This is a genomic window from Streptomyces himalayensis subsp. himalayensis, from assembly GCF_013778455.1.
GTDB lineage: Bacteria > Actinomycetota > Actinomycetes > Streptomycetales > Streptomycetaceae > Streptomyces > Streptomyces himalayensis.
Genome location: NZ_JACEHE010000002.1, coordinates 169,669 through 195,222, shown reverse-complemented (window position 1 = coordinate 195,222; position 25,554 = coordinate 169,669). Strand labels below are relative to the sequence as shown.

General features: G+C 68.8%; 26 protein-coding genes and 2 pseudogenes. 19 read left to right on the top strand and 9 right to left on the bottom strand.

Going from position 1 to position 25,554, the window contains the following annotated elements; genetic code table 11:
- The first annotated feature begins 10 nt into the window (after positions 1-10).
- Positions 11-967 (top strand): hypothetical protein, encoded by a 957-nt coding sequence (locus tag H1D24_RS04615; protein ID WP_258563827.1) that lies wholly within the window; start codon positions 11-13, stop codon positions 965-967.
- A gap of 263 nt (positions 968-1,230) precedes the next feature.
- Here the strand turns inward: H1D24_RS04615 and H1D24_RS04610 are convergent, their stop codons facing one another.
- Together H1D24_RS04610 and H1D24_RS04605 are read right to left on the bottom strand one after the other, a co-directional pair.
- Positions 1,231-2,106 carry an SURF1 family protein gene (locus tag H1D24_RS04610; protein WP_181656063.1) on the bottom strand — a complete coding sequence of 292 codons (876 nt, stop codon included), beginning with the start codon at positions 2,104-2,106 and terminating at the stop codon, positions 1,231-1,233.
- A 154-nt stretch (positions 2,107-2,260) separates the two neighbouring features.
- Positions 2,261-4,129 (bottom strand): S9 family peptidase, encoded by a 1,869-nt coding sequence (locus tag H1D24_RS04605; RefSeq protein WP_181656062.1) that lies wholly within the window; start codon positions 4,127-4,129, stop codon positions 2,261-2,263.
- 198 nt (positions 4,130-4,327) lie between these two features.
- Here H1D24_RS04605 and H1D24_RS04600 point away from each other — a divergent pair, with 198 nt between their 5' ends.
- Entirely contained in the window at positions 4,328-4,702 is a 375-nt protein-coding gene (locus tag H1D24_RS04600) for a VOC family protein (RefSeq protein ID WP_181656061.1), read from the top strand.
- Between the two features lie 171 nt (positions 4,703-4,873).
- Here H1D24_RS04600 and H1D24_RS04595 read toward each other — a convergent pair whose 3' ends face one another.
- The 3 genes from H1D24_RS04595 to H1D24_RS43475 all read right to left on the bottom strand — a co-directional run bounded on the left by H1D24_RS04595 (position 4,874) and on the right by H1D24_RS43475 (position 7,851).
- Positions 4,874-6,409, bottom strand: coding sequence for a sulfatase family protein (locus H1D24_RS04595; protein WP_181656060.1), 1,536 nt, complete (start codon positions 6,407-6,409; stop codon positions 4,874-4,876).
- 146 nt (positions 6,410-6,555) lie between these two features.
- The gene (locus H1D24_RS43925; protein ID WP_312870726.1) at positions 6,556-6,651 is read right to left on the bottom strand and encodes a putative leader peptide; all 96 of its coding nucleotides are present in this window, start codon (positions 6,649-6,651) and stop codon (positions 6,556-6,558) included.
- A gap of 234 nt (positions 6,652-6,885) precedes the next feature.
- Complete coding sequence (locus H1D24_RS43475; RefSeq protein ID WP_181656059.1) at positions 6,886-7,851, bottom strand: CPBP family intramembrane glutamic endopeptidase; 966 nt, start codon at positions 7,849-7,851, stop codon at positions 6,886-6,888.
- Between the two features lie 554 nt (positions 7,852-8,405).
- Between H1D24_RS43475 and H1D24_RS04585 the strand changes: the two genes are divergently transcribed.
- Both H1D24_RS04585 and H1D24_RS04580 read left to right on the top strand, forming a co-directional pair.
- Positions 8,406-9,686 (top strand): hypothetical protein, encoded by a 1,281-nt coding sequence (locus H1D24_RS04585; protein WP_309484197.1) that lies wholly within the window; start codon positions 8,406-8,408, stop codon positions 9,684-9,686.
- Positions 9,687-10,082: 396 nt separating this feature from the next.
- Entirely contained in the window at positions 10,083-11,090 is a 1,008-nt protein-coding gene (locus H1D24_RS04580) for a TerC/Alx family metal homeostasis membrane protein (RefSeq protein WP_181656058.1), read from the top strand.
- Between the two features lie 501 nt (positions 11,091-11,591).
- On the opposite strand, the gene H1D24_RS04575 is transcribed toward H1D24_RS04580, so the two are convergent.
- Complete coding sequence (locus tag H1D24_RS04575; RefSeq protein WP_181656057.1) at positions 11,592-12,008, bottom strand: YeeE/YedE thiosulfate transporter family protein; 417 nt, start codon at positions 12,006-12,008, stop codon at positions 11,592-11,594.
- Complete coding sequence (locus H1D24_RS04570) at positions 12,008-12,664, bottom strand: YeeE/YedE family protein (RefSeq protein WP_181656056.1); 657 nt, start codon at positions 12,662-12,664, stop codon at positions 12,008-12,010. The genes H1D24_RS04575 and H1D24_RS04570 overlap by 1 nt, the downstream gene beginning before the upstream one ends.
- Positions 12,665-13,334: 670 nt before the next feature.
- On the opposite strand from H1D24_RS04570, the pseudogene H1D24_RS04565 reads away from it, so the two are divergent.
- The 5 genes and pseudogenes from H1D24_RS04565 to H1D24_RS04545 form a co-directional block, all read left to right on the top strand.
- Positions 13,335-13,510: pseudogene (locus H1D24_RS04565) on the top strand (IS701 family transposase); the annotation flags it as partial.
- A 479-nt stretch (positions 13,511-13,989) separates the two neighbouring features.
- Complete coding sequence (locus H1D24_RS04560; RefSeq protein ID WP_258563826.1) at positions 13,990-14,406, top strand: DUF7144 family membrane protein; 417 nt, start codon at positions 13,990-13,992, stop codon at positions 14,404-14,406.
- 464 nt (positions 14,407-14,870) lie between these two features.
- Positions 14,871-15,480, top strand: a pseudogene (locus H1D24_RS42085) (tyrosine-type recombinase/integrase); the annotation flags it as partial.
- Positions 15,481-15,950: 470 nt separating this feature from the next.
- On the top strand, positions 15,951-16,397 hold the full coding sequence (locus H1D24_RS04550; protein ID WP_181656055.1) for a GntR family transcriptional regulator: 447 nt from the start codon (positions 15,951-15,953) through the stop codon (positions 16,395-16,397).
- A gap of 11 nt (positions 16,398-16,408) precedes the next feature.
- Entirely contained in the window at positions 16,409-16,978 is a 570-nt protein-coding gene (locus H1D24_RS04545; RefSeq protein WP_181656054.1) for an HD domain-containing protein, read from the top strand.
- Here H1D24_RS04545 and H1D24_RS04540 read toward each other — a convergent pair.
- Together H1D24_RS04540 and H1D24_RS04535 are read right to left on the bottom strand one after the other, a co-directional pair.
- A complete protein-coding gene (locus H1D24_RS04540) occupies positions 16,966-17,439 on the bottom strand; it encodes an NUDIX domain-containing protein (RefSeq protein ID WP_181656053.1) in 474 nt (157 codons plus the stop codon). The genes H1D24_RS04545 and H1D24_RS04540 overlap by 13 nt on opposite strands.
- Entirely contained in the window at positions 17,439-18,206 is a 768-nt protein-coding gene (locus tag H1D24_RS04535; RefSeq protein ID WP_181656052.1) for a helix-turn-helix domain-containing protein, read from the bottom strand. The genes H1D24_RS04540 and H1D24_RS04535 overlap by 1 nt, the downstream gene beginning before the upstream one ends.
- A gap of 657 nt (positions 18,207-18,863) precedes the next feature.
- On the opposite strand from H1D24_RS04535, the gene H1D24_RS04530 reads away from it, so the two are divergent.
- From H1D24_RS04530 to H1D24_RS04485, 10 genes are all read left to right on the top strand, one after another.
- Complete coding sequence (locus tag H1D24_RS04530; RefSeq protein WP_181656051.1) at positions 18,864-19,232, top strand: hypothetical protein; 369 nt, start codon at positions 18,864-18,866, stop codon at positions 19,230-19,232.
- Between the two features lie 91 nt (positions 19,233-19,323).
- Complete coding sequence (locus H1D24_RS04525) at positions 19,324-19,617, top strand: hypothetical protein (protein ID WP_181656050.1); 294 nt, start codon at positions 19,324-19,326, stop codon at positions 19,615-19,617.
- Entirely contained in the window at positions 19,614-20,618 is a 1,005-nt protein-coding gene (locus H1D24_RS04520) for a DUF2637 domain-containing protein (protein WP_181656049.1), read from the top strand. Before H1D24_RS04525 ends, H1D24_RS04520 begins: the two co-directional genes overlap by 4 nt.
- Positions 20,619-20,709: 91 nt before the next feature.
- Positions 20,710-21,027, top strand: a complete 318-nt coding sequence (locus H1D24_RS04515; protein ID WP_181656048.1) for a hypothetical protein — start codon at positions 20,710-20,712, stop codon at positions 21,025-21,027.
- Between the two features lie 2 nt (positions 21,028-21,029).
- Positions 21,030-21,200, top strand: a complete 171-nt coding sequence (locus tag H1D24_RS04510) for a pRL2-8 (RefSeq protein ID WP_181656047.1) — start codon at positions 21,030-21,032, stop codon at positions 21,198-21,200.
- A 127-nt stretch (positions 21,201-21,327) separates the two neighbouring features.
- Positions 21,328-23,544: a cell division protein FtsK gene (locus H1D24_RS04505; protein WP_181656046.1), complete on the top strand. Its 2,217-nt coding sequence runs from the start codon at positions 21,328-21,330 to the stop codon at positions 23,542-23,544.
- Between the two features lie 141 nt (positions 23,545-23,685).
- Entirely contained in the window at positions 23,686-23,967 is a 282-nt protein-coding gene (locus H1D24_RS04500; protein WP_181656045.1) for a hypothetical protein, read from the top strand.
- 3 nt (positions 23,968-23,970) lie between these two features.
- A complete protein-coding gene (locus tag H1D24_RS04495; protein ID WP_181656044.1) occupies positions 23,971-24,159 on the top strand; it encodes a hypothetical protein in 189 nt (62 codons plus the stop codon).
- Positions 24,160-24,169: 10 nt separating this feature from the next.
- Positions 24,170-24,763, top strand: a complete 594-nt coding sequence (locus H1D24_RS04490; protein ID WP_181656043.1) for a hypothetical protein — start codon at positions 24,170-24,172, stop codon at positions 24,761-24,763.
- Positions 24,760-25,554: a deazapurine DNA modification protein DpdA family protein gene (locus H1D24_RS04485; protein WP_181656042.1), complete on the top strand. Its 795-nt coding sequence runs from the start codon at positions 24,760-24,762 to the stop codon at positions 25,552-25,554. Before H1D24_RS04490 ends, H1D24_RS04485 begins: the two co-directional genes overlap by 4 nt.

Here is a 25,554-nt window from a genome sequence, read left to right as displayed (position 1 = left end):
CCTGCGCAGGATGCTGCACCAGGCGGTCCAGGAGATCGAGCCGACCGACGGTTCCCTCGACCATCTGCGGCGTGCGGTGCCCGCGCGCCGAGCGCGCAAGCGCCAGGCCGCCGTCGGCATGGCCGCCGCCGCACTCTTCGTCGGCACCGCCATCCCGGCGCTCGTCCATGTCTCGAACTCCACAGGCTCCGCGGACACGTCGTCCGTCGTCGGACACGCCGGACACGCTCAGGGCGGCCAGGACGCCAAGAGCACGGACGGCGGCGAGAAGAGCGACAGCAGCACCTCGAGCGCATCCAAGTCCACGGGCAAGGACAGCGGCAAGGGCAAGAAGGACGACCAGGGGAAGGGCGCGACCGGCAGCCCCACCGGCGGCCCGAACCCTGAGGGCACGGCGGCCGCGAGCTCGCCCACCTGCGGGGTGAACGAACTCGGCAACGCCACGCCGAGCGTCGAACCGGCGGACGCCGAGGGCAAGGTCTACGGGACCTTCACGATCTCGAACGTCTCCAGCGCCAACTGCACGGTCGAAGCCGCCGGAAGCATGGCCTTCGCGGCGCAGGGCGCGGCCGACGCCACGAAGATCAACCTCGTGGACCACACCGCCGGGGACGGCTCCGGGCTTCCTGATCCGTCCCAGGAGGCAAGCCAGCTGATCCTCCAGCCGGGCATGTCGTACCAGGTGCGGTTCGCGTGGGTGCCGTCGGAGACCTGTCCGACCACGGGTGGCCCCGAGGAACCCTCACCAGGCCCGACGCCTTCGGCAGACAGCGCCAGCGGTGGCACCGGGGGCACGTCCGAGCAGAGCGGGACGACGACCCAGCTCGTCACGGAGGACGGCGGCACGGCCGACGGCAGCGTGCTCGTCACCCTCACCGCGGAACCCGGCACCCCGCAGGTGTCGGCGACGATCTCGAACGCGTGCGCAGGGACGATTTACCACACGGGAGTGCTCCCGGCGCAGTAGGACCGGCCGTCGGACGGAGCGGTCGCCACAAGCCTCGCCACATACCTCGGGTGGGGGAGGAGAGGCCGGGGCTGGCCAAACACTGCTGACGCTTTCAGGCAGTGGTACCGCGGCCCGCCCCGGTGGGTGTCCGGGTTCAGGTGGTGGGGGACCCGGCCCGCCCCGGTGGGGGTCCGGCTCGTTCCGGTGGGGGTCCGCGTTCAGGTGGTGGGGGTCCGGGTTCAGGTGGTGGGGGACCCGGCCCGCCCCGGTGGGGTCCGCGTTCAGGCGGTGGGAACCCGGCCCGCCCCGGTGGGGTTCGCGTCAGCGGTGTCGCTGCCGTCCGGGTTCTGATCGGCGTTCGGGCCCTTGTCCTCGTCCTTGGGGTTCAGCTCGTTGCCCTCGGGGTCCAGCCCGAGGGCGGCGTCCCTGGCGAACTCCGCCTCCCGGCGCAGCAGCCGGAACCACATGAAGACGACGAACCCCCCGAAGACGAACCACTCCCCGGTGTAGCCGAGGTTCTGGAACGCCTTGAGGTCGAGCCCGCTGCCCTGCGGCTCCACGGCGGGCACCACCTTCATACCGGCGTCGGCCTTGTCGAGGGTGATCCACGCGTCGTAGACGTCGTACGGCACCAGGTTCACCAGCGACGCGGCGCTGATCATGCCGAGCTGTCCGGCAGGCAGCCCGCCGGCCGCGTTCACGCCGTTGGAGTCGGCGTTCTCCGAGGCCTGCAGGGCGCCGGTCACGGTGACCTCGCCGGCGGGCGCCGCCGGCGCCTTCGCGGCGGACGCATCGCCGGGCAGCCACCCACGTACGACGGGCAGGGCCTTGCCGCTGTCCGTGCGCAGCATCGTCACCACGTAGAAACCGCGCTTGCCGTCCAGCTCCCGGTCCGGTACGAGGAGCTGCTTGCCGTACCGGCCGGTCGCCGTGGCGCGGTCGCCCGACGTCTCCTTGTCGACGGGCAGGAGCGAGTCGAGCGGCCGGGCCGCGGCCTGCTTGTCCTGAGTGGACTGCTCGGAGGCGGACCGGTGGTCCTGCACACGGTCCTCGAACCGGCCCAGCTGCCACGACCCCATGAAGATGCAGAAGGGGATGGCCAGCAGGACGAAGACGTTGATCCCCCACCAGCGAGGGGTCAGCAGAAACCGGTACACACCTCCACGGTACGGGGGCCACGCCGATGGCCCGGCGTGGGGGTGCCCACCGTTCCGCGTCACCGTCGCGCGCAGCCCCTCAGCCGTCGGGCGTCACGGATGCATCAGCCGTCGCGCGTCACGGTCGCATCAGCCGTCGGGCGTCACGGTCGCATCACCGGTTCAGGTGCCGCTCCGCGAAGTCCAGCTCGAGCCGCACCTGCTTGATCCGCTCGTCCACCACCAGCGACCCGTGCCCCGCGTCGTAGCGATAGACCTCGTGGACCGCACTACGGGACGCGAGCCGGTCCACATAGTTGTCGATCTGGCGGATCGGGCAGCGCGGGTCGTTGACGCCGGCCGAGATGTACACGGGCGCCTTCACCGCGTCCACATACGTCAGCGGGGACGACGCCTCGAAGCGTTCCGGCACCTCCTCCGGCGTACCACCCAGAAGGGTGCGGTCCATCGCCTTCAGGGCCTCCATCTCGTCGTGGTACGCCGTGACGTAGTCCGCGACCGGGACCGCCGCCAGCCCTATCGCCCAGGCATCGGGCTGGGTGCCGAGGCCCAGCAGGGTCAGATAGCCGCCCCACGAACCGCCGGCGAGCACGAGCTTCGCCGGGTCCGCGAGTCCGGACGCCACCGCCCACTCCCGGACGGCCGCGATGTCCTCGAGCTCGATCAGGCCCACCCGGTGCTTGAGCGCGTCCGTCCACTCCCGCCCGTACCCCGTCGAGCCGCGGTAGTTCACCCGGACCACCGCATAGCCGTGATCCACCCAGGCCGCAGGGCCCGCCGCGAAGGAGTCGCTGTCGTGCCAGGTCGGGCCGCCGTGGATCTCGAACACGGTGGGAAGCGGGCCGGTCGCACCGGCGGGCTTCTGGACGAGGGCGTGAATACGGCCCCCCGGGCCCTCCACCCACACGTCCTCGACGGGCACCGAACCCGGGGACTTCATGCCGGGCGGGTCCAGCACCACACCGCCGGCCGTCGACCGGACCACCGGGGGCTCGGCCGCGGACGACCACAGGAACTCGACGCTGCCGTCGGGCCGGGCCGTCGCTCCGGACACCGAACCTGCGGGCGTGTCCAGACGGACCAGCGCGCGCGTGGCCGGCTCGAAGCGCCACAGCTCGCTGCGTGCCTCGAAGCTGTGCGCGATCAGGAGCGCCGATCCGTCCGGATACCACTCCGCCGAGACGTCGCCGGGCAGCTCCAACGCCAGATCCGTCTCCTCTCCCGAGTCGACGTCCCACACCATCGGCTCCCAGCGCCCGCGCCGCTGATGCCCGACGAGCAGCCGCGTGTCCCCGTCGACCGGTGCGAACCCGAGCACCTCAAGGCCGAGCTCGACCGTGCCGCCCTTGGTGTCGTCCAGCTCGGCGACCACCGAGCCGTGCGGCTGGAGCACCCGGATCGCGGAGTGCATGGCGTCGCCGTGCTCGGTGTGCTCGATCGCGATCAGCGAGCCGTCGTGGGAGAGGTCTCCGACGCCCGCCGACTCGGGGTGCCGATAGACCTCGGACGGCCCGCCCGCCCCCAGTACGACATGGATCGTCGAGCCCTCCTCGTCGGTCGAACGGCCGACGACCACCGTGCGCCCGTCCCGGCCGATGGCCAGGCCTGCCGGATACGACGCCTTGAGGCCCGGCACCGCGGCTTCGTCGAGGCCACCGTGAAAGGGCTGCCGCTTCCAGACGCCGAACTCGTCGCCGTCCGTGTCGTCGAACCACCAGATCCACTCGCCGTCCGGTGAGAGCACGCCGTCCGTGGTGCCGTTCGGCCGGTCGGTGACCTGGCGCTGTTCGCCCGTGGCCCGGTCCCACGCATACAGCTCGTACGTCCCCGACGCGTTCGACACGAACAGCGACCGCTCCGGTGCGTCCTGTGCCCAGTCCGGCAGGGACACTCTCGGCGCACGGAAGCGCTTCTCCCAGTCGGGCATCTCCGCGCCGTCGGGTGCGGTCGCGACACGTGGGACGGCGGCCGCATCGCGCGGGACAACCGTGCTGTCCGGGGTGGCCCCGTTGGTCTCAGTCATGGCCCCATAGTGCCTGGACGTGCCGACAATGCGCCGACGGGCTCCTCAGCCTGTGGATAACTTTCTGTGGACAACGCCCGGGCGAGGGATGCCGGGCGATGAGTTCCATGCCGCCGACCAGTCTGCACAAGTGCCGATCTCCACAAGTGGGGGACAAGCGGCAGTGGGGGACAAGCAGCGACCCGCCCGGAGGCGATCATGTTCGGCACGACGAAGGCGTACAGCGGTTTCTCGGTGGACGACATCGACGCGGCCAGGAAGTTCTACGGCGAGACGCTCGGACTCAGGGTGTCGAAGGAGAACGATCTGCTGACCCTGCACATCGCGGGTGACCGGGACATCCTGGTCTACCCCAAGCCGGACCACACGCCGGCGACGTACACGATCCTCAACTTCCCCGTGGACGACATCGACGCGGCGGTCGACGAACTGAGCAGAAGGGGTGTGAAGTTCGAGCGCTACGACCATATCGAGACGGACGAGAAGGGCGTCTTCCGCGGCGATGGCCCGGTGATCGCGTGGTTCACCGACCCTGCCGGGAACGTGCTGTCCGTCATCGAGGAACCTTCGTGATCCCAGAGCGATACACCGATGCATGGGACCGGTCAGATATCAGACAGCTGACCGGTCCCGTGGAGGCCGAGCAGAACAAGGCCAAGCAGAAGCCGAGCAGAAAACGTCGTCAGCAGCCGGATACGGAAGCTGGACTGGGTCCACGCGAACGTACGCCAGCCGACGTAGTCGTCAGGCAGTCGGATACGGAAGCAACTCCGCAGCCGTCTTCTCCCAGGCACCCTTGAGCTCCGCGAGCAGCTCCGGCCGGTCGGGGGCCAGATCGGCCTGCTCACGGGAGTCCTGGGCGAGGTTGTACAGATGGTCCTTGCCCGCGGCGTCCCGGTAGTACTTCCAGTCGCCACGCCGCAGCGCCCTGTTGGCCCGTACGCGCCAGAACAGGTCGCGTTCGGGCACCTCCTCGCCGCGCAGCAGGTAGCCGGCGAGGCTGGTGCCGTCCAGCGGATACGCCGGGTCGGGCCGGGCGCCGCCCAGCTCCAGAAGGGTGGCGGTCCAGTCGGGGGAGAAGGCGGGCTCGTGGCTGACCTGGTGCCCGTCGATCCGGGCCGGCCAGCGCAGGATGGTCGGCACACGGATGCCGCCCTCCAGCAGCTGGGACTTGTTCCCGCTGAGCGGCCAGTTGTAGGAGAAGCGCTCGCCTCCGTTGTCGCTGGCGAACAACACCAGCGTGTCGTCCTCCTGCCCGGAACGCCGCAGCGCCGCCAGCACGTCGCCGACCGCGGCATCGAGGCTCTCGACCATCTCCGTGTACTTCTCGACCGAACCGCCGTCGTTGTGGAGCAGCGCGCTGAGGACCTGCCCCTGGTTGCTCGCCGCGCGCACTTTCGCGGCGATCTCGGCCCCGGTCTCCGCGTCGTCCTCGGCGAGCCAGGGCCAGTGCGGGGTGGTGAAGTTGAGGTTGAGCAGCCAGGGCTTGTCGTGGTCCCGGCTGACGTACTCGACGGCCCGCTCGGTCAGCACCGTCGTGTAGTAGCGCAGGTCCTGGTAGGTCGCGTCGCCCTCGTAGAGGTCGTACTCGCCGAGCTGGCCGAGCTTGGAGAAGTACTCCAGTACGCCACCGAAGTTGCCGAAGAACTCGTCCCAACCGGACTTGGTGGGGCTGTAGTCGGGCAGCCAGCCGCAGTGCCACTTGCCGATGAGCGCTGTCGAATAGCCCACGCCCTTCAACAGGGAGGCAAGCGTGGGGTGATTGGGGTCGAGCCCCTGGCTCCTGTCGCCGACGGGTTCGGCGAGCCCGCCCTTCGTACGGCCCGGATACCGGCCGGTGTACAGGCTGAACCGGGTCGGAGAGCAGGTCGCCGAACCGGAGTACGCGTCGGTGAAGCGGACGCCCTCGCGGGCGAGGCGGTCCAGGTTGGGTGTCTTGATGTGCGGTGCGCCGTAGGACGACAGGTCGGCCCAGCCGAGGTCGTCGCCGAGGATGACGAGCAGGTTCGGACGCCGGCCGCTACGGGCGCCGGGGCGAGAACGGAAGGGCTTCTCCACGGTTCTGTCCGCGGCGGTCGTGCCGGACGTGTTCGTGGCTGATGCGTTCGTGCCTGATGCGTTCGTGCCTGATGTGGTCGCGTCTGACGCGGCGGCAGTGGGCCCCGCCACCGCTGTCAGGGCGCCGCCGCCGATCAGCCCGCCGAACAGCCGCCGGGAGATGCGGTCACGGGAGTCGTCGCTTGGTGTGGGCTCGGAGGGCACAGAGGAGTCATCGGACATGCGTGGCATACGTCTTCCTTAGGGCCAAGGAGGAGCGCGCGCGGAACCAAGGTGGTGCACGCGCGGGAGTGCAGGGAGAAGGCGCGCGAGAGCGCGATGAAGGGAGAAGGAAAAAGAAAGAGAGAGAAGAAGGGCGACCCGTGGGATCAGCGACAGATGGCGCTGGACTGCCGGCACAGATCGACATGGCGCCGCTCCACCAGCGCGATGGATGCGCAAAGGTGATCAGCAGAAGCCTTCATGATCGCGACAGTGCCAGCGCCACACTCCGAGCGTCAAGGGGGCGTCCACAGGCTGAACGCGGGCTGAGCGGTCCCCTGAACCTTCCCCGGCACCGCTTTAGTAGCGGGTCAGCGACCGGACACCTCAGCGACCGGGCCTCAGGCGATTGACCACCGTTGCACGCACGCCGGAGGGCCTGGTGCAAACTCTTGCACCAGGCCCTCCGGCGAGACATATCCCTTTGCGTACGCCTTTCACCCCGCGATGGCCTCCGCCTCCACCAGTCGGCGAGGGGATTCGGGGGCGGTGCCTGCGATACGGAACCGGGGGGCCAAGCGCAGGATCACCCACCCGTACAGCGGCCACACGATGGCTCCGGCCGCCAGCACAGGCCAGGGGGCGACCGCGGCGCCGGCGCCGGCATCGCCGAGTCCGTCCGCGTAGGTGGCGGCGAGGAGGAAGAAGAAGAGGTTGTTGACCACATGGAGGGCGATGGCCGCCTCCAGGCCACCGGTACGGATCACCAGCACGCCCAGGACGAGGCTGAACAGGAACAGCTCCGCGAAGCCCCATGGCGTGCCGAGCCCGTGGGCCAGGGCGAACAGCGCACCTCCGACGACGATCCCGACCCAAGGGGTGCGCAGATAGCAGCCGAAGACCTGCGGGATCCAGCCTCGGAAGACGTACTCCTCTGCGGCGGCCTGGAAGGGCACCAGCAACACGAGCACCGCGGCGGCGGTCAGGAACGTCGGCCAGTCCGCCCAGACGCCGGCCGGCAAGGCGAACATCCCCTCCCAGGGCACGTCCCCGGACGCGGCGGTGAAGACCGCTATCAGGTTGAACAGGAGCACCACCGCGCCCACGGCCGCCACCATGCAGACCAGCAGCCAACGCCAGCGCAGCCGACCGGTCACCGAGGACAGGGATCCGGCTGGTCGGCGTTGCACCAGGCGCGCCGCGATCAGCACCCCCGGGATCAGGAGCGCGAGTGTGAGCAGCAGAGCAGCGTTGTCCCAGAGGGGATCGGCGAAGATCAGGCCGCCCGTGCCCGGCTCGACCCCGGTCAGCCCAGCCGCCACGCCCAGGCCGATTCCCACGTTGAGCTGGAGCAGAAACCAGACGACCACGGCGACAAGCGTGGCCACCAGCGGACGCCACCAGCGGTGCAGGTCGGTCCGCGCCAACCGGTGATAGGGCGTTCCGGCCGATGCGGCGATCACGCGTGATTTCGGTGGGGGTGCTTGGCCGACATCACGGGGCGCTTCTATTACCGGTGCATGGTTGAGAGTGCTCATGGAATCCACCTCGACTCGATCTCTAAGGCCTGACTGAGGACTGCGCCCTCAAGGGCCTGACTGAGGACTGCACCCTTTTGATGCGGCCCTGAGGTCAGCAGACAGGATCGGAAGATGACCGTCATGCCCCAAAAAAACGGGACTTGACGTGGTGGGGTGATGTGGTTATGCGAGCGGGGGTGAGCTCAACCGGCCGCTGCAATGAGTCGCTGCAATGAGCGGCGTCGTACGGTCTGACCACCGGCGACGACCGCCGCCGACGGCAGTGAGGTGACATGAGTCACAGAAAAAGTACGGACGTCGTGAGCAACGATCCTTGTCCGTCCGATTTATTCCTGTGACGCCTCCGGGGGTAAACGGTGGAGCCGAAGAGGCGCTGAACGGCTCCTTTACTTGAGCTATACACTCATCGCCGTTCAGGCCGCCGCACGCTTTTCGGTGGCCGTTCTCCTTTCTCTCTCATTAGGAAAGGTCCCCCAGTGAAGCTTCGCCGTTCCCTCGCTGTGGCCGTCGCGGTCGCGGCAGCCACGCCCGTCGTGCTGTTCAGCGCTACTCCCGCACTCGCCGTCGGGCCGTCCGCGGCACAGACACAGAACCAGCCGACGTACGCGGAGCTGGAAAAGGCTGCCGCCGACGCGAAGAAGGCATACGAGGAAGCCGTCATCGCCAAGGAGGAGGGGCAGAAGGAGCTCGAGGCCACCCTGGCCGCCCTGGACTCCGACGAGCACCCGCTCAAGGCGGCCACGATCGCGGCGGACAAGGCGGCCAAGGAAGCGGCCGACGCCGTTGCCGCTGCCGAGGAGGCCGTCGCCGACGCCAAGGCCAAGGTCGAAACGGCCGAGAGCGACGCCGAGAAGGCCGCGGCGCAGGAGGCCCTGGAAGCCGCCGAAGCCGATCTGGAGAAGGCGGTCACGGCCGAGAAGGAGGCCGAAGCCGAGGCCAAGGAGGCCCGCACCGCGCTGGACGACGCCAGGGTGGAGGCGTTCCGCAAGTACAGCCTGGTCCAGGACGCCCCCGAGAAGGCCCTCGAGGCCAAGGAGGCCGCCGAAAAGGCGCTCGCCGCCGCCAAGGAGTGTGTCCGCGAGGACGGGCTGACCTCGCTCGCGGTAGGGCTGCCGTCGAAGGTCGTCGCGGGGACCACCGTCGACTTCACCCTGCGCGTGACCAACGGCACCGAGCGCACGCTGACGGTGGACCCGCTGGTGTTCTTCCACGCGGACGGCGAGGGCAGCGGTGAGAAGAGCCGGCTGAAGGTGGAGTGGTCCAACGGCTCTGACTGGCAGGCCCTGGGCGGCAACGAGCCCGAGCACATCGCGCACATCGACACCATGAAGCCGGGCGGCCACAGCGACGTGAAGATGCGTATGAAGGTCGACTCCGCGGCCCAGGCCGCCGACGCCTTCGCCCTGTTCGCCAGTGACGCCGCCGACGCGTACAACCCCTGCATCCTGGGCCCGATGAAGCGCTACGACTTCGAGCTGCTGCCCGTGGGCAGCGATCCCGGTCCGGTCGACGACGCGGAGCCCGGCCAGCCAGGCAAGGACGACGACACGCGGCCGGGTGCCGCGAAGCCCGGCGCGGGTACGGGCCCGTCGGCGCAGGGCGGCACGTCCGAGCAGGCGACGGCCAGCGGGGACCTCGCCACGACCGGTACGTCCTCCGCGACGATGCCACTCGCCCTCGCGGCCACCGCCACCGTCGTACTCGGCGCCGGAGCGGTTCTCGCCGTACGCCGCCGCCGGGCCGCAGACAACAACTGACGCGGGAAACGCCGACGGTCCGCACAGCGAGGTGCGGGCCGTCCGCAGGCACCCGGTACCGCGGTGCCCTCGGGGCCCGTCATCGGCGCGCCGTGTCGCCTGACGTCGCCGCCTTCCGCAGGTGGGCAGGGACAGGTTCGCTCCGGCCACCACGGAGTGCCGGCTCCGGGCAGCAGGAGCACCGCTGCGTCCGGGACGGCACCGGCCAGACGCCGAGCGGTGTCCTGCGAGTCGAGACGCCGAGCGGTGTGTGCCCCAACCTGCGAGTCGAGCATGGCGTCACGTTCGCCCATTTCGGTCCGACGCCGTGTCAGACGGATGAAGTACCGTGCGAGGTGATCACCGGGACGATTGCGGCCGTCGGCGCGGCAGCACCGAACGGAGTCGGAGGCGACGGTGCTGGAAATCGGCGGACTGACGTGGGGCCTCACGATCGGCCTGGTCGTCGCGCTGCTCGCACTGGACCTGGTCCTGGCGGCCGTGCGCCCGCACCGGGTCGGGTTCCGCGAGGCCACCTTCTGGTCGGTGTTCTACGTCCTCGTCGCGATCGCCTTCGGCGTGTGGTTCACCCTCCGGTACGGGGGCGAGTTCGGCACCGAGTACTTCGCGGGCTACATCATCGAGAAGAGCCTCTCCGTCGACAACCTGTTCGTCTTCGTGATCATCATGACGACCTTCGCGGTGCCGGAGGAGTACCAGCACAAGGTGCTGACCTTCGGCATCATGCTCGCGCTCGCCTTGCGCGCGATCTTCATCGCACTCGGCGCCGCGCTGCTGTCGCTGTTCTCCTTCGTGTTTCTGCTGTTCGGGCTGTTGCTGATCTACACCGCCGTCCAGCTGTTCCGGCACCGCAACGAGGACCCCGACGTCGAGGACAACGCCGTGGTCAGGACGGCGCGCCGCATCCTGCCGATCACCGACCACTACGTGGGCGGAAAGCTCCTCACCCGGATCGACGGCCGCCGGATGGTCACGCCGCTGTTCCTCGTCCTGCTTGCGATCGGCAGCGTCGACCTGCTGTTCGCGCTCGACTCCATCCCCGCGGTCTTCGGCGTCACCAGGGAGGCCTACATCGTCTTCGTGGCCAACGCGTTCGCGCTGCTCGGCCTGCGGGCGCTGTACTTCCTGGTCAAGGGGCTCCTGGACCGGCTGGTGTACCTCTCGACCGGACTGTCGATCATCCTGGCGTTCATCGGTGTCAAGCTGATCCTGCACTGGGCCCACGTGGACATCGACGAGCGCGTCCCGGAGATTCCCACACCGGTCAGCCTTCTGGTGATCGCGGTGGTGCTGTTGGTGGTGACCATCGCGAGCCTGATCAAGACCCGACGCGATCCGTCGGCCAAGGCCCACGCCGGTTCCCTGCGCGCCCACCCCACCGTCCCCGAACAAACGGGACCGTGAAGGCGGCCCAGGCCGGCCGGACGTCAGGTGAGAGCAGCCGCAGCCGCCCTCGGGCCGCATTCGCGTGGAGACGGGCTGACTGGTGGAGACGGGGGTGCGAGTTGCGGGGGCCGTCCTCGTCGACTCACCACCCGAACCAGGCACAGCGGGTCCCGGTCGTCATGGCGGCGTGCAGATCACGCCGTCGATCGTCGGGGCTGCCCCTGTCCGATGCGGCAACCAGTGGAACCCCCGGTCAGGATGCGGGCCGGGGGTTCCGGTGACGGGCCTCGGGAAGGGTCACTCGGAGGCGTTGAGCACCAGGTCGGCGTGGGCGTTGTGCGGCTTCGGGTCGTAGGGGGCCTGCCGTGCGGAGGCGTGGAGCGTGACGGCGCCGGTGGCGTTCGGGAGAGCACCCGGCCTTCGCTGTTCGCAGCTTGATCTGGTGCGGTTGTGGTGTCGCTCGCCCTCACGACCAATCAAAACGAGAGCCCGGTGGGTCGTATCGGTGGGCGCCCTTGGTTACAGCCCGCAGGAGCCGCTGTCGACGTGGAGGTATCGGGCGTTGGCCCAGCGGCACAGCCGGATACCGACGACGACGCCGGCGATCGTGACCACGGCGGGCAGGTACCCGCTGGCGACCTGGATGATCGGGATTGCCGGGCATCCACCTGAGATCGCCCAGCCCGTACCGAACAACACCGCGCCGGGGATCACGCCGGCGTGGATGCGCCCATGGGTGCGGCGGACCCGCAGCAGAGCGAACACGCACACGATGATCACGACGGCGCCGGCGAAGGCGAGGAACATGCGCAGGTCCTGGAAGGTGAACATGCGGTTCAGTTCGGCATAGTCGCCGAAGCCGATGTTGGTGACGGTGTAGCCGAGAGCCAGTCCGGTGATGATGTTGGCCAGCAGAATTGCGCCTCGGGTACGCATCAGATCACCTTCCACAGGAGAAACGACACCGCGACGGCGGTGCCGAAGAACACGGCGGTCGCGACGATGCTGACCGGACTCAGCCTGCCGCAGCCGCTGAGTCCGTGGCCGGAGCTGCACCCGCCGGCCAGTCGAGTGCCAAAGCCGACGAGCACGCCCCCCACGAACAACAGGGCGATCATGGTCGTCGGATTGGCGGTGACCAGGTTCTGAAAACCCGGGCCCATATCGAAGCGGAGCTCGAACCGCCCGGAAGTGACCGCGGCGATCAGTCCGCCGAGGAAAATCGACACCAGCAGGGCAGCCTGGGTGACCACAGGGACCGGGCGCAGGGTCGTGACCGAGGGGCTCTCGGCCGCGGTCGGCTCGACGTTCGGATCCTGCGGCTGCGTCTGCTCATACGGACTGTGCGGCGAGGTGGGCGCGCTGGGGCTGGTTCCGAAGTGCTCGGCGGTGGCTGCGGCGAGCGCGTCGGCGAGAGCACGTTCGTCGGTGAACTCCTCCTCGAGCCGCTCGAGGTCGCGTTCTCTGCGCCAGTGCAACACGCGATCCCACGCCGACGACACCCCGAAAGACCGATCGGTGGCGAGGGTGTACGCGATGGTGACCAGAGCGAGCCCTATAGCGCCCGCCCACCAGGGCCAGTAGGTACTCATGCGGGGCCTTTCATCCAATCGACGAGCCGAGCCCACCAGCCGCGCTTCGAGCTGGGTGCTTGCCGCCTGCGTCCAGCGAGGCGGTCTTCCGGCTGGGGAGTCTGTGTGAGTGGTGACGGCTGGTCATACCCGTCCAGTGTCGGCGGGGGAGCTGGTTCAAACCGGGCCGTGTTCTGCGGTGACCACGGATCGGGCCGTGACGGCGGGTCCTGCCCAGGTGCCTGCCCTGGGTCGGCCGCGCCGGACGAGCCCACGTCGGCCGGCTGTCCGAGGTGATGCGCGTGGTGTCCGTTGGGCAACAGGCTGATCGGCACGCGCTCGCCGGTGAGTGACAACTTGTAGCGCGCACAGTCGCGCCACCGATCCTCGCTGTCGCAGTAGTAGTCGCGCCAACCCTGCAAGCTCGCCCTGAGTAGGGGGAAAAGGGGACATCCTGCGGCGTGCGAGCAACCCACGTTGCTCCCTTCTGACCGGCGCACACTGTCCGTCCCGGATAGACGGTTGCCGTTCTCGGTTCTTGTTCTTGCCGCGCCCGGGTCGACGATCTCAAAACGTCGGCCACAGCACCGTGTTGTGACTCCCGTCACCGCCTTCATGCGTGAGCCAATTCTTGGTTGGGAGCCGCGAGCAACCCTACGACCTCGTGCATGGTTGGCCGTGGCCGACGCATGTGCATCAAGTGGAGGACTTGCGGACAGAGTTAGTCGAGTTCGCGGCGGATGTGTTCGCCTCGGTGTCACGGCGGGATCAGCGGGCGAAGGGAGACTGGAGACTGCTACCTGCGGGGACTGATGCCTGGGCGGCCGGCGCAAGCCGATCCTTGACTCCCGGGATCGTGGTCCGGAGTTCGACCTTGCGGGAAGAGGGGGCGGGCTGGCGGGTGATCTCCTCGTCGAGGATCTTCTCCCAGAGTTCTCCCAGAAACGCCCGGTCCACAGTTGTGCGCGGTTGTTCGCCGCTGTACGTCGGCGTTGTCACTCAGTCAGACACTCACCCCGCTCGGGTCGCGGCCAGGCGCTTAAAGGATGCGGGCATGTCTTGGTGGGCCGGTCCGGTCGTCCCGTGACGCCACCGTGCCGGGCCGCCGAGGGCCGCTGCCGTCCGCCGCCGTTGCCGTCAACATTGCCGTCACCGCCGCCCACGGCAGGGAACACCAGAGCACGGTGTGCCGGTCGAGCGCAGTCTCCGTCGGCACGGCATCACCCGGATGGATTGTTGAGGTCGCAGCGTGAAGAGAGCCAGGCGAGGCTGAGGATCGCAGGAGAGCGCGGCCTTGGCGGTCCTGTGGTCGACGATGTCCGCGCTGTTTCAGGAGGGTGACGGCCATGGCAGAGAATCGCAGCGGTACGGGACGGGTCGGCATCAGCAGAGAGACGGCCGCCAACGTCTCCTTCTTTGCCGGCGTTGCTTTGCTGCTGAGCGGCGTCCTTAGCGTCCTCCTGGGCATCACAGCCATCGCACGTGATGCTCTGTTCGGCACCCCTCCGCAGTACGAGTACCGATTCGGCCTGACCGCCTGGGGCTGGATCCATCTGGTGATCGGGCTGGCGCTGCTGGCCGCATCCGTGGGGATCCTGACCACCAGGAGCTGGGGCCGTGGCGCCGGAGTGGCACTGGGCGCCTGCAGCCTGGTCACCCAGTTCATGTTCATCCCGTACTACCCCGTGTGGTCCATCAGCGTGATGGTGCTCGATCTGCTGGCCATCTGGGCGCTGGCCAGACTCGCACCTGACCTCGCGTGACGCACCAGGCGCGCCACCCCGGCGTCCCGACGCTCTGTCTAGGTATCGGGTGCACAACCACTGCTCGCCTGATTCGCGAAGGTCGATCGGCCCCTCAGTGACAGCGGCCCTCTGAGGTCGGCGGAGTCTCAATGGGCGAGGCAAGCGCTGTTGACCGCGGTCAGTAGTCGAAGAAGTGACGCGCCGGGTCTCTGACCTGCGGTCGCCTGACCGATCAACGCTGTGACCTGTGGCTGAGCCGTCAACGGTTGTCAGCGTTGGTCGCCGTTGAGCCTCAACAACCACGCCGGGCAGCTGTGGCAGCGCTTCACCAACCGGCTCCGCCGCGAGATCGCCGCCCGCGCGGGCCTGACACAGCGGGACGATCTGCTCGTGCCAGCGGTCGTAGTCGGAGGCCGAAGCCACCCTCAGCAGGTCGCCGAGGGTGGTCGGGTCGAGCAGCGTGTCAGGCACGGGACCTCGCGATCGCTCCGAGGGGCTTCACCGTCGCCGACGCCGTGAACGACTGGCATACGTACGGCCTGGCGGACCGCGACCTCGGCACGGTTGAGAACTGCACGATCCTGAGCCGGAACCACGTGATCCCGGCTCTCGGCGCCCGGAAGCTTCGGGGATCTGAGCGCGGAAGACGTGGACCGCTGGCTCGCGGCCAAGGCCAAGACGCTCAGCACGCGCACCCTCCAGGGAATCCACTCCTGCCTGAACCGCTCGGTCAAGCGGGCCATGACGCGGGACAAGGTCGAACGTGGTGGAGCTGTGCTCCGTGCCGCAGGGGCAGACGGGTCGCCCCTCCAAGGCGCTCACCTTCGCCCAGGCCGAGGCGGTGCTCAAGGCAGCCATGTCCGGCGGGCCTTCCGCCAGGCGCTCAAAGACGCCGAGGGCATCAACGCCGACGACTGGACACCCCGGGAGCTCCGCCACAGCTTCGTGTCCCTGCTCTCGGACCGTGGCGTCCCACTGGAAGAGACCTCCCGTCTCGTCGGCCACTGCGGCACGGCTGTGACCGAGGAGGTCTACCGGAAGCAGATCCGGCCCGCGATCCCGACCGGCGCCGTGGTCATGGACGGCAACTTCAGGCGGTATCGGAGCGGTAGTCACGCAGATAGACACGCAGACGAAACAGGTCAGGCACCTACTCACGTGAGTAGGTGCCTGACCTGGTGTTTCTCTGTCGGGGTGGCGGGATTTGAACCCACGACCTCTTCGTCCCGAACGCGATTGGGCCCCTTTGCGACCTTGCCTCGGGGTTACTGACCTGCTCGTTCGTCTCCGGGACTGTCCACTACTGTCCGGGACGGTCCTCGTGCGGCTGCACCGTTTGGCCCCCTGTTTGGCCCCCCGGTGGCCCCCGCCCGGGCCCTGATTTGTGCAGGTGAGGGGCCATAGTACGAGGTCGTTGTCACGCAGCCGGACACGCAGGAGCGGAGGCGTTCGCGGACCCCGGACAGGCTGAGTGCTCGCCATCCGGCGACGGCCTCGCCGCCTTGTCGCGTGACCGTGGGACCCTTGGCATCGAGCGATGGAGCGACGAGAGAGGAGCCGAAGTGCCGGAGGCCAGTCCGCGCGGAACCTACCTGGTCATCGCAGAGGCACTGCGAACCGAGATCGAAGAGGGGGAGGGCATCGACACCCTGCCGTCGGAAGCCGACATGATGCGGTCGCACAGCGTCGGCCGTAACACGATCCGCCGGGCCCTCAAGGTTCTCGAAGCCGACGGTCTCGTCGAGTCGGCCCCCGGGATCGGGTGGCGCGTGGCTCGGGGCGGGGACCGTCGGTCTCTCGCGGAACGGATGACTGACGTGATCGCAGAGGACTCCCTCTCAGTGGGCGATACGTACCCGTCCGAGGCGAAACTCTGCGAGCGGTTCGGCGCCTCCCGTACCGCGGTGCGCCGTGTCCTTGCCCAGATGGAGGGAAACGGCCTGCTCGCCACCGCTCACGGCAAGGGGCGTACGGTACGCGCTCTCCCGACTCCCACCGTACGGCCGTAGCCTTGGCCGCCATGGGACTGACTGAGTGGGCGTACTCGCTCTCCGAATCGCTGCTGTCCGATCCGCTCCCGCGTCGGTGGGCGCACTCGCTGGGGGTCGCCAAGCGCGCTCGCTCCTTGGGCCCGATCATGGGTGACGATGCCGAGTTGCTGGAAGCTGCCGCGGTGCTGCATGACATCGGGTACTCGCCGGCCATCGCCACCACCGGCTTTCACCCGCTGGACGGGGCGCGGTTCCTCCGGGATCAGGAAGAGGCAGACGAGCGGGTCGTTCGGCTCGTGGCTCACCACTCTTGCGCTCTGCTGGAAGCCGAGGAGCGCGGACTGAGGCAGGAGCTTGAGGGAGAGTTCGAGCTAGAGCGTCCGGACCTGGTCGACGCCCTGCTGTACTGCGACATGACGACGACGCCCGACGGGACGCAGACCACGCCGGCCGAGCGGCTGGACGAGATCGTGCAGCGGTACGGCCCGGACACGATCGTCGGGCGGTTCATTCAGCGCGCGGCCCCCGATATCCATGGAGCGTCGAAGCGTGTTGAGGGCCGGTTGGCGCAGGTCTCTGCCGACGGTCAGCCGATGTAGGGCTCTCGCCGCGAGTCGTCGAGACCGTGGCGGATGCGCAGCATCATCGACGGGTGGATGTCCAGTCCGTCAAGGTCCGCTGGGTCAACCCAGCGGACCTCTTTTGACTCGCTGCTCGTACGCAGGGAACCGCCGATGGGGTGGGCACGGAAGCAGATGGAGAACTGTTGCCGGACCTCTCCGTCGTCGTACGCCAGCACGTGTTCAGGGTCGGTGTAGAGCCCCACGATGCTGTCTACCTCAACGTCGATGCCGGTCTCTTCCGCAACCTCACGGACGACGGTGTCGCCGATGCGCTCGCCGATGTCGTGTCCACCGCCGGGCAGTGCCCACAGGTCGTTGTCCGTCTTGTGGATGAGCAGCAACCGCCCCGCGTCGTCTCGGACGACTGCGGTGACCGAGGGCACCACCGAGTTGGCGTGAGGGGCGTTCGGGTCGCGGAAGTAGTCGATGCGGCTCATCAGGCAGTGCCTTCCCAATCGGCAGGTGAAGAGATCGGACGGGCCGATTCCCAGACCTTCTCAACGCTCTCAGCGTAGGCGTCGAAGAGCTCACCGCCGGGCACGCGTCGCAGGTGCAGTACGGGGGCCATGTAGGCGCCGACACCATAGAGGTGCCCGTTCGCCAGCATCTCGTCATCGGCCCGATAGATCGAGTTGTAGAGGGTCGTACCGTGCAGCCGGAACTCCACGCCAGGGAGGCCGAAGAGCGGGCCGTAGTTGATGAGTGCGTTCCGGATCTTGCCTGCCATCGCTGCGCCGATCCCTTCGTCCTCACCGCGCACCGCCACGGCCGGCGAGGCGGGCTCTCCCAGGATGAAGCGGATGGGCACCCCGTCGGCTGACTTCTCTTTCACGATGCGGTGGAACGACGCGTCTTCCGTGAGCCAGAACCCGGAGTACACCAACAGGTCAAACTGACGAGTCGCCTTGGAGTAGAGGTTCGTCCAGAGGGTTTGCATCACGACGGACCGGTGTGGATAGAGCCTGACCAACTCCGCGTTGCCAGAGGCAGTGACCTCCGCTGATGTGCGTTCGTCCGGCCACAAGTACGACACTTCGCACTTCAAAAGCGAGGCTGTCGCGTACTGGAAGCGGCGATATGGCTTGCGCTCAGGCTCGTTGATCCATCGTTCGACCGTCTTGGCGGCGACCCCGAGCCGTTGGGCGACCTCATCGAGCGTCAGACCCAAGTCCACTATCGCGCCGCGCAGTCGCTCGTTCGCCACGTCCAACCTCCGCCTTGTTGGGACGACTTGGTACGACTTCAAGGTAGCCAAGGACGACCTGAGCTGTACATCCGCGAAGTCGATCGTCGCCGCCGCCGACGCCAGTCTGTAGGTACATCGAGCGCGAGGGGCTCGCAGAACTCAAACAGCCGAAGGGCTTGACGGGGTGAACTCCTCTCTGCAAGATGAGGAACACGTAATACATGTTCCTCTCGTTCGGGCGCGTCAGCGAACCGAACGAGCGCACGAACGCAGAGGGCGGGGACGCTGCAATCCCGCTAAAGGCCAGGCAGAACAGGGTTTCGGCCCGTACTGGCGAGGTGGCCCGGTGACCGCGAGCAACGGCCGGAGCGTGGGGACAAGGTCCCCCTTGCAGTGCGTATCCCCTGTTCAGCGAGTTGAAGGAGTGGCAGTGAGTCGACGAAAGCGATGGGCGCGGCCGTGATCGACCGGCACGGCGGCGCCGCTCCATCCCCGGTCCGTGAGCACCTCGAAGTGCTGCGGACGACCGGTCACCTTCCACCGAATCGCGGCGGCTAGCGCCGCGCCGGTTGCTCGCCCCGTCCGTCCGGGAGCTCTGCTGAGCGATCCCATACGGACGGGGTTGAGAGGAGCCGGAGCCCCGGTGTCCACAACGACTTTCGAGGGGGAACTTCCATGCTGCTCGCCATCGGTGACGTCGTCCGCGTCCGCAGTGACAAGTCCCTGGGCACGGTGGCCGGCGTCGCCGCCCACCGGTCCGGGAACGTGGTCGACCTCCAGATGAACGGCAACATCCTGCGCCCGGTGCGCCCGGCCGACATCGAGGTGGTCGCCCGCGGCTTCAAGCCGATGACCTCCGGTCGTGCGCTCGCCACGCTGCTGTTCCTCGTGCTCGGCATCGCCGCCGCCGTCGCCAACGGCCACTACGTCCGCGACCTGGGCGCCAACTGGGCCACGGTCGTGTTCGTCTCGTTCACCTCGCTCACCACGGTGACCGGTGGGCTGATGAACGTCTTCAACCGGCCCCGCCGGGTCCGGGTCTGACTTTCCCTTCCGCCGCAGGGCGGGCGCCGTCTCTCCAAAGCCTGCGCCCGCCCCGGTGGTCTTCCCGTCCCTCCACTGTCAGGAGCCTGACATGCGTAGCTACATCGGTCATCACCAGGCCGTCACCGCGAACGACTTCATCGAACTGGCCCTTGGCACTCCGCCTGAACTGTGGCTCGGGGAAGAGCACGAGACCGATGAAGAGCGCGCGGCCCGCGAGGACGCGGCGCACGACATCCTCGCCGACAACCCCGGCCTGCCGGACGACGTGGCCCGTATCGCCGCCAAGGTGATCGAGGCCCACGCCCCGGAGCTGTTCAACGTCGCCCCGCTGATCCGCCCTGCCGGACGCCGTCGGCCCTTCCGGAAGGGAGAGGCGGCATGACGACGCAGACCATCGAGCGTCCGGCCGTGCCGCCCCTGACGCGCCCGGAGATGGGGCTCGCCGGAGTCGGCGCGCTCGCCGCGGCGGGAGTCGGCGCGCTGGGCCTGATCGCCTCCTTCGACGCCGTGTCGGCCGCCGCGCTCCGCTGGGGTTTCGGTGAGCCGTGGATGCTGCCGGTCGGTATCGACGTGGCCATCCCGGTGTTCACCGTCGCCAACCTGCTGCTGATCCGCATGGATATGGCGCTGGCGTGGGTGCGGTTCGTGCCCTGGGTGCTCACCCTGGTCACCTGCGGGCTGAACGTCGCCGCCGGACACGGTGTGTGGGCCAAGGTCGCGCACGGCACGATGCCGCTGCTGTGGGTCGTGTTCTCCGAGATCGGCGCGCACATCTACGCCGTCCGCATCGGCGCCGCCACCGGCCGCCGCATGGAGAAAATCCGCTGGTCCCGCTGGCTGCTCGCCCCGCTGTCGACGTTCGCGCTGTGGCGGCGCATGACGCTGTGGGAGGTCACCTCCTACGCCGACGCGCTCGCCCGCGAGCGGGAGCGGCTGTTGGCCCGCGCGGACCTGCGCGAGCGCTACGGGCGTGACTGGCGTCGCAAGACCCCCCGGCGTGAGCGCGTGATGCTGCGCATGGGCGAACTCGCCCCCGCCACCGAGCAGGAGACCCCCGCACCGCCCCCGCCGGAGAATCCGCCGGCACTTCCGGCTGAGCCCAAGCGGCGCCCGCCTCGCCGGACGCCCGCCAAGGACAAGGGCAAGGCACAGCGCACCTTCGAGGAGCTGCTGAACGAGGCGCGCACGGTCACCGCCGGGTGGACGGACGCGGAGCTGACCGCGGACCGCATCCGCACCACACTGCACGTCTCGCAGGCCAACGCCCGCATGCTGCGCGACACCCTGAAGACCGAGCGTGCCGACGGTCGTTCGCTGCACGCGGTCGACGAAAACGCCGTTACCGGTTCGCGTCAGGATGACGCACCGGCTGAGGCCGCCTGATGCCCGCTGCCCTCGGCAAGTGCTTCGACCCTTCCGGCAGCCAGTTCGGCATCCCCACCACCGTGCACGCCACCTCGAGGAGGGGCTGACCATGCCCAAGCCCAACACCCGCCGCCTTGACCGCGAAATCCAGTTGGCCACCCGCAAGCTCGAAGCGGCCAAGAAGGGTGAGATGTGGCCGCTGACCGGTGCCGAGAAGCGGGCTGTACTCGCGGCGCTGGCCGGTGGCTCGTACAAGGTCGTGCGGGGCAAGAGCCCCGGCCGCGCCGAACGCAAGTTGGAGACGCTGTGGGCCTCGGTCCAGACCCGGCTGAAGTCGGAGCTCAAGGCCCTGCAGAAGGAGCGGCAGCGGGTGGTGAACGAGGCCGCGTCCGCGAAGGCTGCCACGAAGTCCTCGGGGTGGTGGTGACCATGCCCGCCAGGGACACGCCTCCCGGCGAGTGCCCGCAGTGCTGGCAGCACGCCCACGATCGGCGCGCGCACCGTGGCCTGCGTCCCCGCGAGGACTGCCCGCAGTGCGTGGACCACATGGACAACGGCTGCCCCTACATCGTGCCCAAGAAGCCGTCCCGCTGGTGGTGACCGCGCCAACGACGCGCGCCCTCACCGCCACCTGACATCCCCCTCACGATCCGGCGGGGCCCGGCCGCTCACCTCCTACAGCGACGGCCGGACCCTGCCTTTCCTCCCACGGGAAGGAACTGCTCAAGTGAACCAGCCCGACGACAACGAACTGTTCCACCGGCTCGAAGCCGAGATGGCCGCCGACTCCGGCGCCGAGGTAGTCGACCTCGACAAGGCCCGATCCGCCCGCACAGGGTCGGCCGCCCCGACTCCCGACCCGGCACCCGACTCCCGCCCGACTGAGTCGGGCCCGGGGTCGGCCGACTGGGAGGATGAGGAGTCGGCCGACTCGGTCGCCCGACCGGTCGACCGGCCCGACCTTCCGGCGCCGGGTATCACCACCTACAAGCGTCGGCCGATCCTGCCGACGTGGCTGACCTCCAAGCCGGGGTTTGTCTCGACGGCCCAGCGGGCGACCGGCAACGCCTTCTACGCCACCGCCTTCCACGGCATCCGCACCCCCTGGTACGCCCTCCGGCTCACCCTCAACTCGCCGCGCGGTGCGGCCCGCTTCGTGCGGGACACCAACCGGTGGGTGTGGGATGCGGAGGGTGCTCCGCTGCGCGCGTACGAGGTGCGCAGGGAGAACACCGCTGAGTACCTGAAGCTGTCGCGGCAGCGGGATGGGCGGGTGCGGCTGCGGGTCCTGGTGTCGACCGTGGCGCTGGTCTTCGGTGCCGCGTTCGCGCTGACCCTGTACGTGATGGCCCCGGCCTGGCTAGGGGTGCTGGCGGCGGCTGCGGTGCTGGCGTGCGGGTTCTGGGGCGCCCCGCAGGACCATCCCGTGATCGGGCCCGCGGTGCTGAAGACCGAGATCCAGAAGCTCACCGGCCCGATCGTGCTGCGCGCCCTGGACAACATCGGCAACCCGAAGCTGACGGCCGCCATCAAGAAGGGCGGTGACATGAACGGGATGCGCTTCACCTCCGAGATCACCCGGGACGGTCCCGGCTACCGTGCCGACCTTGACCTTCCGTGGGGTGTGACCCCGGAGGACATCATGGAGGCCCGTAAGCCGCTGGCGTCCGGTCTGCGCCGCAAGGTCGGCTGTGTGTGGCCGTCAGCCGACCCGACCGAGCACGAGGGTCGGCTGATCCTGTGGGTGGGCGACAAGCCCATGAACGAGACCACCAAGCCCGCCTGGCCGCTGCTGAAGTCGGGACAGGTCGACCTGTTCAAGCCGGTGGTGTTCGGCAACGACCAGCGCATGGCCGACGTCGCCGTGACTCTCATGTTCGCGTCCGTGGTGGTCGGCTCCATCCCGCGGATGGGCAAAACGTTCCTGATGCGGCTGTTCCTGCTCATCGCCGCGCTGGATCCGCGCTCCGAGCTGTACGCGTTCGACTTCAAGGGCACCGGAGACTTCGGCGCGCTGGAGCCGGTCTGCCACCGCTACCGGGCCGGAGACGAGGACGAGGACATCCTCTACGTCCTGGAATCGCTGCGGGAGCTGCGGGCCGAGCTGCGCCGGCGGGCGAAGGTCATCAAGTCCCTGCCGCGCTCGCGCTGCCCGGAGTCGAAGGTGACCCCGGAGCTGGCGAACGACAAGTCCCTCGGGCTGCACCCGATCGTCGCCGGATTCGATGAGTGCCAGGTCCCCTTCGAGCACGAGAAGTACGGCGCGGAGATCGAAGAGATCGCCACTGACCTGGGCAAGCGTGGTCCGGCGCTGGGCATGGTGACGCTGTTCGGCACGCAGCGCCCGGACGCCAAGTCGCTGCCCACCGGCATCTCAGCCAACGCCGTGCTGCGGTTCTGCCTGAAGGTCATGGGCCAGCCCGCCAACGACATGGTGCTCGGCACGTCGATGTACAAGGCCGGATACCGGGCCACCATGTTCTCCCGCTCCGACCGCGGGATCTGCTGGATGGCCGGTGAGGGCGACGACCCGCGCATCGTCGCGAGCGCGTTCGTCGACGCGGTCGGCGCGGAGACGGTGGTGGCCCGCGCCCGCACGATGCGCGAGGCGTACGGCAACATCACCGGCCACGCCATCGGCGAGACCCCCGAGAGCGGCGAGCCCGCCTTCGACCTGCTCGCCGACATCCTCAAGGTGGTGGCCGCGGACGAGGACAAGGTGTGGAACGAGAAAGTCGCCGCCCGCCTCGCCACGCTGCGCCCGGAGATCTACGGCGGCTGGAAAGCCGAGACGGTCACCACGAACCTGCGCCCGCACGGCATCACGGCACAGGACGTATGGGGCACGACCGAGAAGGGCAAGGGCACCACCCGCCGCGGCATCGCCCGCGCCGACATCACCACCGCCATCACCCAGCGTGACGGAAAGCGGTCGACGGGCTGACCGCGCACGGGTGCTAGGTCTAGCAACCTGCGCTGCTAGACCTAGCACCCCTACTAGCACCCCAAACCGGCCCTGATCAGCAATCTCGCACCTAGCATCCGACCTGCGAGAACGCCGGAAACCCCGCCTGGAAGGCACCCCATGACCCTGGTTCTCCTTGCTAGCGGCTGCCTACTCGTCATCACTCTCGGTTACGTGAGCCTGTGCAAGGCGAGCCCGTACGGCGACTGCCGCAAGTGCCGCGGGCTCGGCTTCGCGATGAAGACCGACCGCAAGGGCCGCCTCAAGCGGGGCAAGGACTGCCGCCGCTGCAAGGGCCACGGCAAGCGCATACGCGTCGGCCGTCACCTCTACAACCTCTGGCTGCACGTCTACCGCGACGGCAGCGACACCCCCGCCAAGACACCTGCCCCGAAGGGATAACCGATGGCCATCACCGTCTCCCTGGTCGCCCTGTTCGGCCTGGTCCTGTTCTTCCTGCTGCGCTCCAACACCCTCGGCTACGGCTCCGCGTTCGTCGCCGTGATGTTCGGCTTCTACCTCGCCTCCACCGGCGCCTCCGAGCCGGTGACCGAGCTGACCGCCGCCGTCGTCAACGCCCTCGGCAAGATCTAGGAGAGCAGCCATGAACGAACAGATCGTGGCCCGCCACTGGGTTGCCGCCGCGCTGCCCAAGGCCGCACCTGCCATCGCCACGTCCACCGTGCTGATCCTGGCCCGGATCTGGAACGCCAACGGCGCCGAACACTCCGTCGGCAACGCCGCGTTGATGACGGTCCTGTCCGCCGGGGCCGCCGCCGCGGGCGTGGTCGCGGGCAACGCAACCGGAGATTCCGTCCTCACCGGGACCGCGTTCGCGGCCTCCGGCGCCCTCGCCTTCGCCGGGGTCGCCGGATACTCCGACGGACTTCCGCTGCCGCTGCTGCTGTGGTCCCTGGCCACTGCCGGCGCCTACGCCCTTGCCGCCCGCTACTGGCGGCACGACCGCCGCGAGACGGTGGCGTTCGAGCGGGAGACGAGCGAGCGTCGCGAGGAATACGCCCACATCGAGCGCGTCGAAACCCTGCGCGCCACCACGCAAATCGAGGTGGCCCGCACCGGCGCCGCCTACGCCGAACAGCTCGCGCAGGCACTCGTCACCCGCGCCACGCTGCCCGGCTTCGACCCCAAGGCGCTGGAAGCCGCGGGACTCCCGGAGCTCCCGCAGGGGGATCGGTGAGGTTCTACCTGACCACCCACAAGCGGCATTGGGTCCGCCTGACCGACGTGCCACTGTTCCTGAAGTCCGAGCACTTCGTGAACGCGGTCAAGCTGGATGAGGCGCGCGGTCCGTACGCGGTGGACTCCGGCGGATTCTCGGAGATCCAGCGCCAGGGCCGCTGGACGCGCACCCCGCGCCAGTACATCGATGACCTGCGCCGCATATGGGAATGCGTCGGCCCCTACGACTGGGCCGCTCCGCAGGACTGGATGTGCGAGGACCTCATCATCCACGGCGGCACGGCCGGTCCGCTCACCTTCGTCGGCACCCACCTCAGCGTGCCGGAGCACATCCGCCGCACCGTCGCCAACTTCCTGGAACTGCGCTCCCTCGCCCCCGAGTTGCGAATAGCTCCCGTGCTTCAGGGCCGGAAGGTCGCGGACTACGAGTGGTGCGCGGACTTGTACGAGCGAGCCGGGGTCGACCTGACCCGCGAACCCACCGTCGGGCTCGGCTCGGTCTGCCGCTTGCAGTCCACCCGCGAGGGGGCCGCGATCGTCACCGCGATGGCCGCGCGCGGGCTGAAACTGCACGGCTTCGGCTTCAAGACGCTCGGCCTGGAACGGGTCGGCCATCTGCTCGCATCGGCCGACTCCGCCGCGTGGAGCTACCACGCCCGCAAGCGGCCCCCACTGCCCGGCCACACGCACAAGAACTGCGCCAACTGCATCGACTACGCCATGCGCTGGCGTACCCGCGTCCTGGCCAGCCTGCCGCCCTGGCAACAGCCCTTCCTCGACGCAGCCTGA